General features: G+C 71.6%; 15 protein-coding genes. 8 read left to right on the top strand and 7 right to left on the bottom strand.

The features are described 5' to 3' along the window. Positions 1–4: 4 nt before the first annotated feature. From ACFVS6_RS38000 to hemL, 4 genes are all read right to left on the bottom strand, one after another. The gene (locus tag ACFVS6_RS38000) at positions 5–649 is read right to left on the bottom strand and encodes a TlpA family protein disulfide reductase (RefSeq protein ID WP_389711098.1); all 645 of its coding nucleotides are present in this window, start codon (positions 647–649) and stop codon (positions 5–7) included. A 66-nt stretch (positions 650–715) separates the two neighbouring features. Continuing rightward, positions 716–1,948 (bottom strand): hypothetical protein, encoded by a 1,233-nt coding sequence (locus ACFVS6_RS37995; protein ID WP_389711097.1) that lies wholly within the window; start codon positions 1,946–1,948, stop codon positions 716–718. A 191-nt stretch (positions 1,949–2,139) separates the two neighbouring features. Then, entirely contained in the window at positions 2,140–2,814 is a 675-nt protein-coding gene (locus ACFVS6_RS37990) for a histidine phosphatase family protein (protein ID WP_281206138.1), read from the bottom strand. Then, positions 2,811–4,145 (bottom strand): glutamate-1-semialdehyde 2,1-aminomutase, encoded by a 1,335-nt coding sequence (gene hemL, locus ACFVS6_RS37985; RefSeq protein WP_389711096.1) that lies wholly within the window; start codon positions 4,143–4,145, stop codon positions 2,811–2,813. Before hemL ends, ACFVS6_RS37990 begins: the two co-directional genes overlap by 4 nt. 313 nt (positions 4,146–4,458) lie before the next feature. On the opposite strand from hemL, the gene ACFVS6_RS37980 reads away from it, so the two are divergent. The 3 genes from ACFVS6_RS37980 (at position 4,459) to ACFVS6_RS37970 (ending at position 6,377) form a co-directional block, all read left to right on the top strand. Beyond that, a complete protein-coding gene (locus tag ACFVS6_RS37980) occupies positions 4,459–4,896 on the top strand; it encodes a hypothetical protein (protein WP_389711126.1) in 438 nt (145 codons plus the stop codon). A gap of 46 nt (positions 4,897–4,942) precedes the next feature. Continuing rightward, positions 4,943–5,464 (top strand): GNAT family N-acetyltransferase, encoded by a 522-nt coding sequence (locus ACFVS6_RS37975; RefSeq protein ID WP_389711095.1) that lies wholly within the window; start codon positions 4,943–4,945, stop codon positions 5,462–5,464. Positions 5,465–5,642: 178 nt separating this feature from the next. Next, positions 5,643–6,377: a Mut7-C RNAse domain-containing protein gene (locus tag ACFVS6_RS37970; RefSeq protein WP_389711094.1), complete on the top strand. Its 735-nt coding sequence runs from the start codon at positions 5,643–5,645 to the stop codon at positions 6,375–6,377. A gap of 76 nt (positions 6,378–6,453) precedes the next feature. On the opposite strand, the gene ACFVS6_RS37965 is transcribed toward ACFVS6_RS37970, so the two are convergent. After that, positions 6,454–6,921, bottom strand: coding sequence for a hypothetical protein (locus ACFVS6_RS37965; protein WP_389711093.1), 468 nt, complete (start codon positions 6,919–6,921; stop codon positions 6,454–6,456). A 109-nt stretch (positions 6,922–7,030) separates the two neighbouring features. Between ACFVS6_RS37965 and ACFVS6_RS37960 the strand changes: the two genes are divergently transcribed. Beyond that, positions 7,031–7,366 carry a YnfA family protein gene (locus ACFVS6_RS37960; RefSeq protein ID WP_389711092.1) on the top strand — a complete coding sequence of 112 codons (336 nt, stop codon included), beginning with the start codon at positions 7,031–7,033 and terminating at the stop codon, positions 7,364–7,366. Between the two features lie 77 nt (positions 7,367–7,443). Continuing rightward, positions 7,444–8,214 (top strand): SDR family NAD(P)-dependent oxidoreductase, encoded by a 771-nt coding sequence (locus ACFVS6_RS37955; protein ID WP_385584131.1) that lies wholly within the window; start codon positions 7,444–7,446, stop codon positions 8,212–8,214. Positions 8,215–8,336: 122 nt separating this feature from the next. Here ACFVS6_RS37955 and ACFVS6_RS37950 read toward each other — a convergent pair whose 3' ends face one another. Together ACFVS6_RS37950 and ACFVS6_RS37945 are read right to left on the bottom strand one after the other, a co-directional pair. After that, positions 8,337–9,053 (bottom strand): polysaccharide deacetylase family protein, encoded by a 717-nt coding sequence (locus ACFVS6_RS37950; protein ID WP_389711091.1) that lies wholly within the window; start codon positions 9,051–9,053, stop codon positions 8,337–8,339. Between the two features lie 176 nt (positions 9,054–9,229). Further along, positions 9,230–10,423 (bottom strand): RtcB family protein, encoded by a 1,194-nt coding sequence (locus tag ACFVS6_RS37945; protein WP_389711090.1) that lies wholly within the window; start codon positions 10,421–10,423, stop codon positions 9,230–9,232. 177 nt (positions 10,424–10,600) lie between these two features. On the opposite strand from ACFVS6_RS37945, the gene ACFVS6_RS37940 reads away from it, so the two are divergent. The 3 genes from ACFVS6_RS37940 (at position 10,601) to ACFVS6_RS37930 (ending at position 14,064) form a co-directional block, all read left to right on the top strand. Further along, positions 10,601–11,524 carry a DUF3558 domain-containing protein gene (locus ACFVS6_RS37940; protein WP_389711089.1) on the top strand — a complete coding sequence of 308 codons (924 nt, stop codon included), beginning with the start codon at positions 10,601–10,603 and terminating at the stop codon, positions 11,522–11,524. Positions 11,525–11,659: 135 nt separating this feature from the next. After that, positions 11,660–12,475, top strand: coding sequence for a DUF3558 family protein (locus ACFVS6_RS37935; RefSeq protein ID WP_389711088.1), 816 nt, complete (start codon positions 11,660–11,662; stop codon positions 12,473–12,475). Between the two features lie 89 nt (positions 12,476–12,564). Beyond that, positions 12,565–14,064, top strand: coding sequence for a DUF2637 domain-containing protein (locus ACFVS6_RS37930; protein ID WP_389711087.1), 1,500 nt, complete (start codon positions 12,565–12,567; stop codon positions 14,062–14,064). The last annotated feature ends 82 nt before the right edge of the window (positions 14,065–14,146 follow it).

The following is a 14,146-nucleotide window of genomic DNA, read 5'->3' as shown; positions in this document are numbered from 1 at the left end:
GAGGTCACTTCTCCGCGAGGAGCGGGTCGATCATCGAGCGCAGCTGCTCCTCGTTGAGCGCGACGAGGGCGCGGGCCGCGATCCGGCCCTCCTTGTCGAGGACGATCGTGGAGGGGATGGCCTGCGGGTTCAACGTGCCCTTGGGGAAGCGGAGCATCAGCTTGCCGTCCGGGTCGTAGAGGCTCGGGTAGGTGATCCCGTAGGTCTCCTCGAAGGCGGCCGCGTTCTGCTTGCTGTTGTCGCGGGTGTTCAGGCCCACGAAGGTGACGTCCTTGCCGCCGTCGGCCATCTCCTTGGAGACCTTCGCGAAGTACGGGGCCTCGGCGCGGCACGGCGGACACCAGGAGCCCCAGACGTTGAGGACGACGACCTTGCCCTTGAGGGTGGTGGTGTCGAGGGTCTGGCCGGCGACCGTCTCGCCGTCGAGCTTGGGGGCCTCCTTGCGGTCGGCCCGGGCGACGGTGGAGATGCCGCTGGGGCCCGCCACGTAGTTGCCGCCGGCGGACCCGGAGGGCTTGCCGCCGTCGTCCCCGTCGCCGCACGCCGTCAGGGTCATGGCGCTCGCGAGGGCCACCGCGGTCAGCAGGACGGTGCGGCCGCTGGTCGAGCGGCGGCTACTTCGGCGGCGAAGGGCGCGGCTAAGGCTCATGTGAAAAGTTTCGCATGAGCGATTTGCGGATCTTCCGCACCCCCCGACGCGAAGTCAATGCGCTGGTCAGGTACGGGAGAGGTACGTGGACCAGCCACCGTCCGGCTGCTTGCCCGGTCCGAGGGCGTGCAATTTGGCCAGGACGGCCGGGTCCTGGACGTCCAACCAGTCGGTGAACTGCCGGAAAGATATGAGGCGTACATCCTTTTTGTCCGCGATGCTCTTGAGGGCCTCCTCGACGGCGTCCATGTAGATGCCGCCGTTCCACTCCTCGAAGTGGTTGCCTATGAAGAGGGGCGCGCGGTTGGTCTCGTAGGCCCGTCGGAACCCGCCGAGGTAGGTGGCGGTGGCCTGGGAGCGCCAGCCCGGGTAGTTGGACGGGACGCCCTTCGTGGAGTTCTTCGACTGGTTGGCGAGGATGTTGTAGTCCATCGACAGCACGTCGAAGGAGTGCCCGGGGAAGGGCAGCGACTGCAGGGGCAGGTCCCAGACCCCTTCCTTCTTCACCGGCCAGGTCTGCAGGCCGCCGGGCGAGCTGGCGTCGTAGCGCCAGCCGAGTTCGCGGGCGACGGGCAGCAGGGTGTCCCGGCCGAGCAGGCAGGGGGTGCGGCCGCCCACCAGTTCCTTGCGGTAGTCGAAGGGCAGCGGTTCGAGGCCGGTGAAGCCGGTGTTGGTCCGCCAGCCGGTGACGAACGACACGGCCTGGTCGATCTCGGTGCGCCAGTCCTCGGAGGTCCAGCGGGCCACGGAGCCGGGGCCGGCGCAGAAGTGGCCGTTGAAGTGGGTGCCGATCTCGTGCCCGTCGAGCCAGGCCTCGCGGACGTGGCCGAGGGTGGCGCGGATGTTCTCGTCCTTCAGGTAGCCGATGTCCGAGGCACCGACGGGGTTGCGCGGCGGCTTGTAGAGGTGCTTCTTCGACTCGGGCAGCAGGTAGAGGCCGGAGAGGAAGAAGGTCATGGTCGCGTCGTGGTCGCGGGCGAGCTTGAGGAAGCGCGGGAAGAGGCCGTTGCCGACCTCGCCTGCGCCGTCCCAGCTGAAGACGACGAACTGCGGTGGCGTCTCGCCCGGCTGGAGCGGCACGGGCGCCGCCGGCTGGCGGGGCTGCGGGCCGGTGTCCGCGGTGGAGCCGTCACCGATCGGCTTGGCGTCGGGTTTCGCGGGGCCCGCGGTGGGGTCCGGGCCCGCGCCGCCCTGTCCGGATCCGCCGCCTCCGCCACCGCAGCCCGCGACGGCCGTCGCGGCTGCGGCAGCGCCGAGTCCGAGCAGTGTCCTTCGACTGAAGTCTCGTACGTCGCTCATGAAATGTCATATAAACGGACAATCCATGGGCATCGACACCCCGCCCCGCCCGAGCGCATCGAACTTGATCGAACCCATCCCGAACCATGGCGTCCTCTTGACCTTCACGCCGCAACCGGCACCGAGGACCGACGGGAGGACGAGGAGCCGGGCCGGCCGGGGGATCGAGCACACCCCCGGCCGATCGGGAATCAGGCCCCGAAAGCCTTCGACTTGCCCTTCACCGGCTTCGCACCGGCCAGCAGGTGCGCCGGAACCAGGTCCCGCGCCGGCTCGCTGTAGCCCACCGACACCAACCGCTCGCCCTGGTAGGTGAACGACGTCAACGAGGCCAGCGTGCACTGCCGACGGCGCGGGTCGTGCCACAGCCGCCGCTTCTCCGCGAAGCTCCGGACGATCCAGATCGGCAGCTGGTGACTGACCGCCACGGCCTCGTGTCCGCGCGCGGCGTCCCGCGCCGCCTCGATGGCGCTCATCATCCGCACGACCTGCTCGACGTACGGCTCGCCCCAGGACGGCTTGAACGGGTTCGTCAGGTGCTTCCAGTTGCCCGGCTTGCGCAGCGCGCCGTCACCGACGCCGAAGGTCTTGCCCTCGAAGACGTTGCCCGCCTCCAACAGCCGCCCGTCGGTCGCCAGGTCCAGGCCGTGCGTCTTCGCGATCGGCATGGCCGTCTCCTGCGCCCGCTCCAGCGGGGACGCCACGACGTGGGTGATGTCCCGGTCCTGAAGGTGCTCGGCGACCCGGTCGGCCATCTCCCGGCCCAGCTCGGAGAGGTGGTAGCCGGCCCGACGGCCGTAGAGGACGCCGTCCGGGTTGTGCACCTCGCCGTGCCGCATCAGGTGGACCACGGTCATCTCGCTCATGCGCCCGCCTCCGGGTTCGCCTCGGCGGCGGCACGGGCCGCGGCGGGCAGCGCGGCGGCGATGCGCTCGACCGCGCGCTCGTCGTGCGCCGTGGACACGAACCACGACTCGAACGCCGACGGCGGCAGGTAGACGCCCTGCGCCAGCATCGAGTGGAAGAACCCGTTGAAGCGGAAGCTCTCCTGCTTCTTCGCGTCGTCGTAGTTGCGGACCTCGTCCTCCGTGAAGAACACGGAGAACATGTTGGAGGCCGTCTGCAGCCGGTGCGCGACGCCCTCCTTGGTCAGCGCGGCCGTCACCAGGCCCTGGATCTCCGCGGAGACCGCGTCGACCTTCTCGTACGCCGCCCCGTCCAGCAGCCGCAGCTGCGCGAGACCGGCGGCGGTGGCGATCGGGTTACCGGACAGCGTGCCCGCCTGGTAGACCGGGCCGGCCGGGGCCAGGTGGCCCATCACGTCGGCACGCCCGCCGAAGGCGGCCGCCGGGAAGCCGCCGCCCATGACCTTGCCGAAGGTCATCAGGTCGGGCCGGACCCCGTCGACGCCGTACCAACCGGCGCGGGAGGTGCGGAAGCCCGTCATCACCTCGTCGGAGATGTACAGGGCGCCGTTGTCCCGGCACAGGTCGGCCAACCCCTGGTTGAAGCCCTCGCCCGGGGTCACGACACCCATGTTGCCGGGCGCCGCCTCGGTGATCACACAGGCGATCTCGCCCGGGTGCGCGGCGAACGCGGCCCGGACGGCCTCCAGGTCGTTGTAGGGCAGCACGATCGTGTCCCCGGCCTGCGCGCCCGTCACGCCCGGGGTGTCCGGCAGCGCGAACGTCGCGAGTCCGGAACCGGCGGCGGCCAACAACGCGTCCACGTGTCCGTGGTAGCAGCCGGCGAACTTGACGATCTTGGCGCGGCCGGTGAACCCACGGGCCAGCCGGATCGCCGACATGGTCGCCTCGGTGCCGGACGACACCAGGCGCACCTGCTCGACGGGCTCGATGCGGGCGACGATCTCCTCGCCGAGGGCGACCTCGCCCTCACCGGGCGTACCGAAGGACGTGCCGCGGGCCACGGCGGCCTGGACTGCCTCGATCACCTGGGGGTGGGAGTGGCCGAGAATCATCGGTCCCCACGAGCAGACCAGGTCGACGTACTCACGCCCGTCGGCATCGGTCAAGTAGGGACCGGTACCGGACACCATGAACCGGGGCGTACCGCCCACGGCACGGAAGGCGCGGACCGGAGAGTTCACGCCGCCGGGGGTCACGAGGGACGCGCGCTCGAAGAGCGTCTGCGAAACTGGGGCTTCATACGGGTACGGGTAGCTCACACCAGCCATGGTCTCAGAGGCCGCGACAGACTTGCGGACGGGCGTTTCACCGCGCCGCCGCGGGGGAGGTCACTGCCATGATGATCAGGCTGCGTGGCGGGGGCCGCGGGGCCGGGGCAGGCAATACCAGTCGGGTGGAGATATGCAACGCGGTGGTGGACCGGGCGAGGGTACGGACGGCCTCGACCCGCAGCGCGCCCGCGATGCCCGCCGCCGAGGCAAGCACCGGCGCCGCGGAGCCGAAGCCGCCGACCCCGTACCGGGCCCCACGCGCGACCCTGACGACGCCGACTGTACGGACGGCCTCCCCCGGGGCCGCGGCATGGGAGTGACCTACAAGTACTTCGGCGCCCCCGACGGCGCGACCGCCGCCCGCGTCCCGGTGACGATGCGGCCGGAGGAGCTGGGCGGCGACGAGCTCGGCATGGGCGGCATGTTCACCAAGATCAAGCCGGAGACGGTCGCCGCCATGGTCCTGACCGGCATCGAGGGCATACCCCTGCACAAGGTGCCGCCCCTGGAACTCGTCGTCCTCCACCCCGACTACGCGGTGGTCAAGCTCCCCATGACGGTCGTCGACCCGCTGCGCGGCGTGGGTGAGGAATCCGTCGGCGCGGCCGCCTTCATCTGGTCCACGGTCCCCGACCGCGGCGGCCCGCGCGACGCGTTCAACGTCTACCAGCTCCTCCACGAGTGGCAGGACTTCTCCCACCGCCTCCACGAAGCGGGCCACCAGCCGTACTGCCTCGTCTGGCCCTGACCCGCACCGGCCGGGCGGCCGACCGCGCGGTGCGTAGCGTGGGGGCATGGAGACACGTGTACGGCTGGAAGCCTGGGACGCCGGGGACTTCTGGCTGCTGGAGCGCAAGAACGAACCCGGCATGACCGAGCACCTCGGCGGCCCCGAGACACCGGAGAAGCTCGCCGACCGGCACCGCCGCTACCAGGAGCTCTCCGCCCGTGAACCGGCCGCCGGACGGATGTTCCGGGTGGTGCTGGAGGACACGGACGAGACCGTCGGGTCGATCGGCTTCTGGGAACGGGACTGGTGCGGCGAGCCCGTGTACGAGACCGGCTGGGCCGTCCTCCCCGAGTTCCAGGGCCGGGGCCTGGCGGTCGCCGCCCTGACGGAACTCGTCCGCCACGTCACCGCCCACGGCGACCGCCGCGCCCTGCACGCCTTCCCGGGCGTCGACCACCCGGCGTCCAACGCGGTCTGCCGGCGCGGCGGTTTCACCTGCCGGGGAGAGGTCGACTTCGAATACCCGGCCGGCGTCCCGCACCCCAGCAACGACTGGCGCCTGGACCTGACCCCACCGACCGCCTGAGGCGACGAACCCCGCCCCTTGGCCGGCCCGCTCCGGTCGGGCGCTCCGGTCGGCCCGCGTCGATCGCCCCGCTTCCGTCGGCCCGCCTCGGTCCGCTCGGTTTCGGCCGTTCCGCGAGCCGCCGCGGGCCCGGGTAATCGGGCGGCGCGGCCCGGGACCGCGATGGCATGCTGACCCCGTGAACGGTCCCGGCATTCAGCTCACCCTCGCCCCCGAACTGCGCCTCTTCGCCCCGCCCAACCGGCGCGCGGAACGCGTACCGACCACCACCGACGGCGCGTCCAGCATCGGCCACGTCGTCGAGTCGGCGGGCGTCCCCCTGACCGAGGTCGGCCGACTGCTCGTCGACGGCCACGAGGTACCCCTCTCGTACGTCCCCCGCGAGGGGGAGTCCGTCGAGGTGCTCGCCGTGGACCGGCCCCAGCAGGTCACCGGCGCCCCGCTGCGCTTCCTGCTCGACGTCCACCTCGGCACGCTCGCCCGCCGCCTGCGCCTGCTCGGCGTCGACGCCGCGTACGAGAACGAGGACATCGGCGACCCGGCCCTCGCCACCCGCTCCGCGGCCGAGCGGCGCGTCCTGCTCTCCCGCGACCGCGGGCTGCTGCGCCGCCGGGAGCTGTTCGCCGGCGCGTACGTCTACAGCGACAACCCCGACGAGCAACTGCGCGACGTCCTGGGCCGCTTCGCCCCCGCGCTCACCCCCTGGACCCGCTGCACCGCCTGCAACGGCCCGCTGGAGGAAGCCGACAAGGACAGCGTCGGCGACCGGTTGGAGCACGGCACGCAGCGCTCGTACGACGTCTTCGCCCGGTGCGTCGCCTGCGACCGCGTCTACTGGCGCGGGGCCCACCACGCCCGCCTGGAACGCATCGTCGTCGACGCCGTGGCGGAGTTCGGCGGCGGCGCGGGTTAGTGGGGGCCGGATGGCCGGGGGCCGGCCGGTCGGGGGCGTCCCCCGGCGACCGGCCCGACGGCCCGGCGCCGCTCCCTCAGAACGCGTAGTCGTCGCCCGTGTCCAGGGCCAGCACCACGTGGTCGTCGTTCGCGCGGTTGCGGTCGGTCGCCCCGCCGTTCCACCAGGTGTCGATCCGCACGACCACCTCGCTCGGCCGCTCGCGCAGGTTCAGCAGCAGCCCGATGTGCCGCCCCCTGCCGTGCTCCGGCATCGGGCCCGTCTCACAGACCACCTCGCGCTGCCCGGCCCGCGCGCAGCCGCCGGCGAGGTGCTGCACGTCGGCGAGGTCCACCGACAGGCGGACCCGCAGGGTCGCGTTCGCCAGCGCCGACGGGCCCTCGTTCTCCGGGACCATCCACACCCGCAGCTGGCCCTGGGTCAGGGACACCCGCCCGTGGTAGGCCAGGTCGGCCTCCGGTCCCGCCCAGGCCCCGGCCTGCCCGGCCCCGCCCAGCACCAGCAGACCCGCCAACACCACACTCCGTACGGCACCACGACGCACCGCGACCACCTCCTCGCGCGGACGCTAGCCAGGACGCCCACCGCCCGATCGGACCATCACACGAACGAGGGCGAGCCCCTCACCCATTCGCCTGCGTAGGCTTCCCGCCATGCCGATCGCCCGCTCAGCGCTCCTCTTCGTCCTCGCCGCCGTCCTGGAGATCGGCGGCGCCTGGCTCGTCTGGCAGGGGGTGCGCGAGCACCGGGGCTGGGTCTGGATCGGCGCCGGCGTCATCGCCCTCGGCCTCTACGGATTCGTCGCCACCCTCCAGCCCGACGGCGACTTCGCCCGCGTCCTCGCCGCCTACGGCGGGGTCTTCGTCGCGGGCTCCCTGGCCTGGGGCATGGTCGCCGACGGCTACCGGCCCGACCGCTGGGACGTCACGGGCGCCCTCGTCTGCCTCGCCGGCATGGCGCTCATCATGTACGCGCCACGCAGTCACTGAGCGGGCGGCCACCCGATCCCGCGCCCCGGCCTATGCTGACGGAAATCGCCCGTACGAACGATCGAGGAGCCCCGCCCATGAGCACGGCCACCCGCACCGCCGTCATCACCGGCGCGAGCAGCGGAATCGGCGCGGCCACCGCCCGGCAGCTCGCCGCAGCCGGCTACCACGTCGTCCTCACCGCCCGCCGCAAGGACCGCATCGAGGCCCTCGCCGCGGAGCTCACCGCCGCGGGCCACGAGGCCACCGCCCACGCCCTCGACGTCACCGACCGGGGCGCCGTCGACGCCTTCGCCGTCTCCCTGGAGCGCTTCCCCTCCGTCGACGTCCTCGTCAACAACGCCGGCGGCGCCCTCGGCGCCGAACCCGTCGCCACCGGCGACCCCGCCGACTGGCGCACGATGTACGAGGTCAACGTCATCGGCACGCTCCACGTGACCCAGGCCCTGCTGCCGGCCCTCACCGCCTCGGGCGACGGCACGGTCGTCGTGCTCTCCTCCACCGCGGGCCACTCCACCTACGAGGGCGGCGCGGGCTACGTCGCCGCCAAGAACGGCGCCCGCGTCATCGCCGAGACCCTCCGCCTGGAGATCGTCGGGCAGCCGGTCCGCGTGATCGAGATCGCCCCCGGCATGGTCAAGACCGACGAGTTCGCCACCACCCGCTTCCGCGGCGACACCGAGAAGGCCGCCAAGGTCTACGCGGGCGTGGCCGAGCCGCTGTCCGCCGACGACGTGGCCGACACCATCACCTGGGCGGTGACCCGTCCCAGCCACGTCAACATCGACCTCCTGGTGGTCCGCCCCCGCGCCCAGGCCTCGAACACGAAGGTCCACCGCGAGCTGTAGGCCCCTGGGGCCCGGGCCGAGCCTGGCCTCGCCCGGCCGGCGACCGGCACGGTCGGACCGGCACGGTCGGACCGGCACGGTCGGACCGGGCCGGTCGGACCGGGCCGGTCACGCCGGCACGGTCACACCAGCCCGGCCGACTTCAGGTGCGGCATCAGGGCCGCCGGCTTCAGCCCGGCGGCCTTCGCCGCGTCCAGGGCCCGGCGGAGGTCGGCGGCCAACGTCGGCGTGAAGTGCAGCAGCACGATGTCCCCCGCCTTCAACTGCGGCGTCGCCGGCGTCTGCCCCCAGGTCGTGAAGTCGTGCGTCCACGTGACCAGCGCCTTCACCCCGCACGCCTTCGCCGCGAGCCGTACGTCGTCGTTCACGACCCCGTACGGCGGCCGCAGCAGCCTCGACGTCCTGCCGAAGGTCGCCGACAGCTGCTCACCGGCCCCGCACACCTCGGCGTCCTTGCCGGCGGCGTCGAGGGTGGTCAGGTCGGGGTGGTTGACCGTGTGGTTCTCCACGGTCGCCCGCCCCTGACCGGTCCGGCCGGTCAGGGCGGTGAAGTAGCCGGTGTCGTACGAGGTCGCGCCCGGCAGCAGGAACAGCGAGGCCGGGACGCGCTTCTCCAGCAGGATCCGGGCGGCCTCCGGATCGTGGTTCCACCCGTCGTCGATGGTGATGAAGACGACCTTCTCCTGGGTCGGGACGTGCGACACGACGGGCGGCAGCCCCACGGCGGCCCGTGACTCCCCCGCGCCCTGGAGCTCCCCGGCGCCCTGGGACGTTCCGGCGACTCCGAGGGTGAGCGACAACGACACGAACGCGGCGGCGAGCACACGGGATCTCCACATGCCGCACACCTTGGTCTAGACCAACTCTGGTCGTCAAGACCCCACTTGGGGGTTCCCCCGACCGAAAGCGGTTGAAAGTGACGGCAGTTGTACCCGCGCCGCAGTGAGCGGGTCCATGCCGGAGGGGCACCACCAAAGTGGTGCCCCTCTCGCGTTCGGCGTCGGCGTTTCGGCGTTCAGCCCTTGATGCAGATGACCTGCTTCAGCTTCGCGACGACCCGGACCAGGTCGGTCTGCTGCTCGATGACCTGGTCGATCGACTTGTAGGCGGCCGGGATCTCGTCCACGACCCCCGAGTCCTTGCGGCATTCCACGCCCTGCGTCTGCTCCACCAGGTCGCGCGCCGAGAACCGCTTCTTCGCCGCCGTACGGCTCATCCGGCGGCCCGCTCCGTGCGAGGCGGAGTTGAAGGACTTCTCGTTGCCGAGGCCCTTCACGATGTACGAGCCCGTCCCCATCGAGCCCGGGATGATCCCGTACTCACCGCTGCCGGCACGGATCGCGCCCTTGCGCGTCACGAGCAGGTCCATGCCGTCGTACCGCTCCTGCGCCACGTAGTTGTGGTGGCAGCTGATCTCGTGGTCGAAGGAGACCTTGGCCTTCCGGAACTCCTTCCGGATGACCTCCTTGAACAGGCTCATCATTGCCGCGCGGTTGTACTTCGCGTACTCCTGCGCCCAGAAGAGGTCCTGCCGGTAGGCATCCATCTCCGGCGTGGCCGCCAGGAAGACCGCGAGGTCCCGGTCCACGAGCCCCTGATTGTGATCCAGCCCCCGCGCGACCCCGATGTGGTGCGCCGCCAGCTCGTTGCCGATGTTCCGGGAGCCGGAGTGCAGCATCAGCCAGACCGAATCCGACTGATCGAGGCAGAACTCGACGAAGTGATTTCCCCCTCCGAGCGTTCCGATCTGCTTCATGGCGCGGTCCTGGCGGAATTTGACCGCGTCGGCGAGGTGGTCGAACCTCTTCCACAGGTCCTCGTACCCGGTGACCGAGAAGCCGTAGAGCCTCTCGGGATCGACCGGTTCCTTGTGGAGGCCGGCCCCCACCGGAATCACCTGCTCGATGCGCGACCGCAGCTTCGACAGGTCGCCCGGCAGGTCGTTCGCCGTCAGGGAGGTCTTCACCGCGGACATGCCGCAGCCGATGTCGACGCCCACCGCCGCCGGACAGACCGCGTCCTTCATGGCGATCACCGAGCCGACCGTGGCGCCCTTGCCGTAGTGGACGTCCGGCATGACGGCCAGTCCCTTGATCCACGGGAGGCCGGCGGTGTTGTGGAGCTGGCGCATGGCGCTGCCCTCTACCGATGCCGGATCCGTCCACATGCGGATCGGGACGTTCCCTCCCGAAACCTCTACATACGACATACGGCGTCAAACCCCCCGAAAAACAAAGAAAATTAGAAATACGCGAAAAGCCTCGCTCATCACCCGAAAACAGTCAGGGGACCGGCGCCGGCACCAGCGTGTGCGATAGACATTGTGTCCATCCGCGCCCAAGTCGCGGCAACGCATTTTCCCCAGGGAGCCAGGGAGCCAGTGGACGTGGAGCGCAAGACGGTACGTCGGCGGGTCCTGCCCGGCATCGCGATGCTCACCACCCTGGTCGCCGCCGTGACGGGCCTCAGCGGCTGCACCGACGGCAACGGCGGTGGCGCGAGCGACCAGAAGAACGGCGGCAGCACGGCCGCGCCGGCCCAGCCCGGCAAGTACCGCAGCCTGCCCCAGCCCTGCAAGGCCGCCGACGGCAAGCCGCTCAAGGCGATGCTGCCGACCTCCGACTCCCTCACCCTCGAAGCGCGCGAGCGTCTCTACGAGGGGATCGCGGACGCCTCGTACGACGGCGACCGGCACGTCGGCTGCCGCTGGAACTCGCAGGTCCCCGAGGGGACCCTGCTGCTGTCGGTGAACTTCGAGCGGGTGGTCTCGTACGACCGCGTCACCACGAGCGACGACGACAAGGCGCACGAGGTCTACGTCAACCGGCTGACGGCGGCCCAGCTGCCCTTCCCCGGACCGGCCACGACCCCGGGCGCGAGCCCCGGCACGCCCGGCACGAACCCCTCCGGGAGCCCGGCTCCCGGCGGCCCGTCCGCCCCTTCCGCCACCCCGCCCGCCGCGCCCTCCACCGCTCCCTCGGCGGCGCCCTCCACGACCCCGTCGACGGGCCCCGCCTCCCCTTCCGCTTCCTCCTCCGGATCGCCGTCACCCAGCAACTCTCCGGAGCTCGGTTCCCGGGTCCTGGAGGGGCTCGGCAACGAGGCCTTCCTCGACGACAAGCTGAGCGCGGCCGGGGCGACGGCCGCCCAGGCGCGCACCGTACGGATCGTGTTCCGCACCTCGAACGTGATCGTCACCGTCGAGTACAGCGTGCAGCCGACGGGGCCCGCCGCCGTGCCGCCGAGCACGGAAACGCAGGACAAAACCCGTCTGTTGGCGGAGGCCCTGGTGGAACGATTCAACGAGTGACACCCCCGCCGCCCGCGGTTGCGCTCCGCCCGCGTGACGGCGCGCACAGCAGGCGGACGCCCGGTCGGGCTACCGTTGCACGGGTCCCGCGCCCGCAACGGGTCCGCAAGTAGACCCTCAACGTCTGAAGGAACCATGCACCGATCAGCCTCGCGCCTCACCCGCGTCCTCGCCTGCGCAGCCGTCCCGGTGATACTCACCGTCGCCGGGTGCTCCTCCGACTCGGGCAAGGACTCGGGCAAGGACTCCGGCAAGAAGTCCGAATCCACCGCGTCGTCCAAGCCGAGCGCGAAGGCGGCGCCCGTGCTGGAGAAGGTGGCGTTCGCGAAGCTGCCCGACCCCTGCAAGACCGTCGCGGCGAAGTCCATCGACTCGTTCGTCCCCGAGGCGAAGGAGAAGAACGGCACGGCGACCAAGTCGAACGACCTGGCGAACCGCGCCAGCTGCTCCTGGAACGGCCTCGACACGGACGGCCTGAAGGGCTCGCAGTACCGCTGGCTGTCCATCTCCCTCGTGCGCTACGACTCGCACGCCTCGCTCGGCAGCGGCAACAAGCGCGCCGAGGAGCAGTACAACAAGCAGATCGAGGCGTCGAAGACCACCGAGGGCGCGAACGAGGTCAAGGTCGAGCAGGCCGGCGGGATCGGCGACCAGGCCTCGTCCGTCGTGTACTCGGTCAAGAAGGACGTCGACTTCTCGAACACGACCATCGTGACCCGCACCCAGAACGTCGTGATCACCATCGACTACAACGGTGCCGCCTACGAGGGCGCGGGCGCCCCGGACAAGAAGAAGCTGCTGGAGAACGCCATCGCGGCGGCCAAGGAGAGCGTGACCTCCGTCGCCGGCGCCAACCAGGAGGCGGCCGCTTCGCAGTCCCCGGGCGAGGGCTCTCCGTCGGCCGCTCCCTCGGGTTCCGCTTCCGAGTCCGCATCGGCTCCGGCCCAGTAGCACGCCGCTGGGGGGACCTACGGGACCACTGACATCCAGTCACCCGTACGCTGTGCCTGCCGTAGCTCGAACAGGGGAGGGGATCGCGTGTGGCCGCGATGCAGCTGACACGTACGCACCGGATACTCATCGGTGTCGTGGTCGCCGGAGCCCTGGTCATCGCGGGCATCGGTTTCGCGGGTTCGTACTCCGCCGTACGCGCCCTGGCCCTGCAGAAGGGCTTCGGCAGTTTCTCGCTGGTGTTCCCGATCGGCATCGACGCGGGCATCTGCGTCCTGCTGGCGCTGGACCTGCTGCTGACCTGGATGCGGATCCCGTTCCCCCTGCTCCGCCAGACCGCCTGGCTGCTGACCGCGGCGACGATCGCGTTCAACGGCGCGGCGGCCTGGCCGGATCCGCTCGGTGTCGGCATGCACGCCGTGATCCCGATCCTGTTCGTGGTCACCGTCGAGGCCGCCCGGCACGCCGTGGGCCGGATCGCGGACATCACCGCGGACCGGCACATGGAGGGCGTGCGCATCACGCGCTGGCTGCTCTCGCCCGTCCCCACCTTCAAGCTGTGGCGCCGGATGAAGCTGTGGGAGCTCCGCTCCTACGAGCAGGCGGTCACCATGGAGCAGGACCGCCTGATCTACCAGGCCCGGCTCCAGGCCCGGTACGGGCGCTCCTGGCGCCGCAAGGCACCCGTGGAGGCGCTGATGCCGTTGCGCCTGGCCCGGATCGGCGTCCCGCTGTCGCAGACGGCCCCGGAGGGCTTGGCGGCGGCGGGCATCGACCCGGTCCTGTTGCCGCCAGCCGCGGCGACGTCCGCCCGGATCGATCAGGTCTCGGCGACCGCCCAGGTCGGTCGGACGGGTGCGACCGCCCCGGCCCTGCCGGCGGCGGGGACGCAGGATCAGGGTGGGGTCGCGGCGCAGGAGGCGGTCGGGGCGCAGGAGGCGGCCACCGCCCCCGCGCAGCCCGGGCCGGAGGCGGTCGGCGGGCCCGCCGTCCCGCTCCGGAAGCAGGCGCCGGACCGGGTGGAGTCGCAGCCGCAGCCCCAGCCGCAGCCGGTCCCTCAGCCCGCGGTCCAGCCCCAGCCCGCCGCCGCTCACGTTCCGCCGGCCTTCGCGGTGGACCCGACGGCCATGCCCGCCGCCCACAACAGCGCCTGGTTCGCCGGGCCCGTGGCCCCGGACGCGACGGAGTACAAGGGCACCTACTACGCCCAGGCGCAGCAGGTGGAGGGCCCGCAGCCGGCCCCCGCCGCCGACCGGGCGGAAGCGCAGGCCCCGCAGGTCGCCCAGGCCGCGCAGGCCGCCCAGGCCGCGCAGGCCCCCGACGAGCAGCTCCTGATCCCCGTGCCGGAGCCCCGTGACGAGGTGGTCGAGGAGCTGGACCAGGAGAAGTTCGAGGACGCCGCCTACGAGGCGTTCCACGCCCACGTGGAGGCGAGCGGCCGTCGCCCGAGCGCACAGCAGGTCGACCAGGCCCTCACCGAGCTGTACGGGCCGATCCACCCGGACAGCGTCTCGATCATCGAGGCGATGATGCCGATGTTGAAGCAGCGCTACCAGCGCGCCCTGGAGAACGACTTCCTGTCCTCCTGAGGTACCCGCCGCACCCGGCGCCGACCGTGCGCGGCAGCACGCACCGCATGCGGAAGGGCCCGCACCCCGAGGGGTGCGGGCC

The sequence above is a fragment of the Streptomyces sp. NPDC057939 genome (genome assembly GCF_042887545.1).
Classification (GTDB): Bacteria; Actinomycetota; Actinomycetes; order Streptomycetales; family Streptomycetaceae; genus Streptomyces.
Note: the sequence above shows the minus strand (reverse complement) of the source record. Positions and strands in the feature narration are given on the sequence as shown.